At 67.2% G+C, this 2237-nt stretch carries 4 protein-coding genes and 1 tRNA gene; all 5 read left to right on the top strand.

Going from position 1 to position 2237, the window contains the following annotated elements; all coding sequences use genetic code 11:
• Window positions 1-702: beta-keto acid cleavage family enzyme (locus tag ACFR9S_RS06050; RefSeq protein WP_379818273.1), on the top strand; the 702-nt coding region annotated here is incomplete at its 5' end.
• Window positions 703-886: 184 nt separating this feature from the next.
• Window positions 887-971 (top strand) — tRNA-Ser (locus tag ACFR9S_RS06045).
• A gap of 22 nt (window positions 972-993) precedes the next feature.
• On the top strand, window positions 994-1506 hold the full coding sequence (locus ACFR9S_RS06040; RefSeq protein WP_379731570.1) for a 30S ribosomal protein S13: 513 nt from the start codon (window positions 994-996) through the stop codon (window positions 1504-1506).
• Window positions 1503-2033, top strand: coding sequence for a 30S ribosomal protein S4 (locus tag ACFR9S_RS06035; RefSeq protein ID WP_379731571.1), 531 nt, complete (start codon window positions 1503-1505; stop codon window positions 2031-2033). The genes ACFR9S_RS06040 and ACFR9S_RS06035 overlap by 4 nt, the downstream gene beginning before the upstream one ends.
• Window positions 2030-2237: 30S ribosomal protein S11 (gene rpsK, locus ACFR9S_RS06030; RefSeq protein WP_379818272.1), on the top strand; the 208-nt coding region annotated here is incomplete at its 3' end. The genes ACFR9S_RS06035 and rpsK, both read left to right, overlap by 4 nt.

The following is a 2237-nucleotide window of genomic DNA, read 5'->3' as shown; positions in this document are numbered from 1 at the left end:
GAGGCGGCGGGGGCGAGCATCCTCCACCTCCACGCCCGCGAGGACTCCGGGGAACGAGCGTTCTCGACCGAGCGGTTTCAGGAGTTGACTGAGGCGGTCCGGGACGCGACCGACGACGTGGTGATCCAGCACTCCACCGGCGGGACGGCGGCGCCCGACGCGCTCCGGGCCGAGCCGCTGCGGACCGACCCCGCGCCCGACATGGCGTCGCTGGACATGGGGCCGCTGAATCGCTACCAGCACCTCACCAGCGAGAACACCCGGGCGCTCGTCGACGCGCTCCACGAGGAGATGCAGGCCCGCGGGATCAAGCCCGAACTGGAGGTGTTCAACGGCGGCCACCTCAACGAGTCGCTGCGGATCTGGGACGACCTCGACGAGCCGCCGTACGTGAACCTCGTGTTCGGCGGCGGGACGACGACGATTCCCAACCCCCGTAATCTGCTCAACATGGTCGAGAACGTGCCCGACGGCGCGGAGTTCAACGTACTCGCCTTCGGTCCCCACCAGCTCCCGCTGACGACGATGGGGATCCTGCTGGGCGGTCACGTCCGGGTTGGGCTGGAAGACAACCTCTACTACCGGAAGGGTCAGCAGGCCGAGAGCAACGCACAGTTGGTCGAGCGGACGGTCCGGATCGCCGAGGAACTGGGTCGGCCCGTAGCGTCGACGGCGGAGGCGCGGGAGATTCTCGATCTGTAGCCGGCGGCGCGTGACAGCCGCGTCGGGCGATCGGCCCGCCGCCGTCGGCGGTGTTTCCGTCTCACACACCCACCCCCGTTCCGTGATGTTTAAGTGTGTACTCCCGGAAGCGATGGGTGTAGTGAACTGTAGGGGCGCGGCGTCCCGAGTCCGAGGAATCGGGCGACGATAGAAGACAACGCGGGTTGCGGTAGCCTAGCCTGGCCCAAGGCGCAGGGTTGCTAACTCTGTGGCGCACAGCCTCCGGGGTTCAAATCCCCGCCGCAACGCTCGCACCGACACCAACCAGATATGAGTGCAGAAGAACCAGCGGACGGCGAGGCGGAGGGGGACGAGGACCTCCAGTACTTCGTCCGGATCGGGCAGACCGACCTGGACGGGACCAAATCCGTCGAGCGGTCCCTCAGCGAACTCAAAGGCATCGGCAAGCGCATGGCGCGCATCGTCGCCGACGAGGCCGACGTAGATCGGCAGGCGACGTTCGGGCGCCTCGAGGACGACGAGATCGACAGCGTCGTCGAGGTCGTCGAGAATCTCGGCGACTACGTCCCCGAGTGGATGGCCAACCGGCAGAAGGACTTCTTCTCCGGCGAGACCACCCACGAGACCGGGGGCGACCTCGAGGAGTCCCGGCGCCACGACATCAACCGCATGAAGATGATCAGCTCCTACAAGGGCGTCCGCCACGAGCGCGGGCAGAAGGTCCGCGGACAGCGGACCAAGTCCACGGGTCGAACCGAGGGGACCATCGGGGTCAACATCGAGGAGATCCGCGAGGAGATGGAGGAGGATGAGGCAGAATGACGACAGGTAACGCCACCAAACGCTACGAGACGCCGAACCACCCGTTCCAGGGCGAGCGTATCGCCGAGGAGGCCGGACTGGTCGACCGCTACGGGCTCGAGAGCAAGGAAGAGCTCTGGCGCGCACAGTCGCGCCTGCGTGACTTCCGCCGCGAGGCCCGACGGCTGCTCGGCGCCGCACAGGGCGACGTCGAGGCCGCGAACGAGCAGGGCGACGAGTTCGTCGCTCGGCTCCGGAAGATCGGCATCCTCAACGAGAACGACGACATCACCGAGGTGCTGGGCCTCGACGAGACCGACGTGCTGGAGCGCCGTCTCCAGACCGTCGTCTACCGGCAGGGGCTGGCGTCGACGCCCCAGCAGGCTCGGCAGTTCCTCGTCCACGGCCACGTCACCGTCGACGGCGCTCGGGTCACCGAGCCCTCGAAGTTCGTGACCGTCGCGGAGGAGGACACCATCGAGTTCGACGAGAACTCCGTTCTCGCGGACGAACTCCACCCCGCACGCGCGGAGGGTCAAGACGAATGAGCCAGAGCGAGTCCACAGCCGACGACGACGAGAAGTGGGGCATCGCACACGTGTTCGCGTCGTTCAACAACACGCTGATCACGGTGACCGACGCCACCGGTGCGGAGACGGTCGCGAAGTCCTCCGGTGGGACGGTCGTGAAGCAGAACCGCGACGAGGCGTCGCCGTACGCGGCCATGCAGATGGCCGAGGCGGTCGTCGACG

The organism is Halolamina salina (assembly GCF_042678005.1).
Taxonomy (GTDB): Archaea; Halobacteriota; Halobacteria; order Halobacteriales; family Haloferacaceae; genus Halolamina; species Halolamina salina.
The sequence above is the reverse complement of the archived record's forward strand: the minus strand, read 5'-3'. Positions and strand labels throughout refer to the sequence as shown.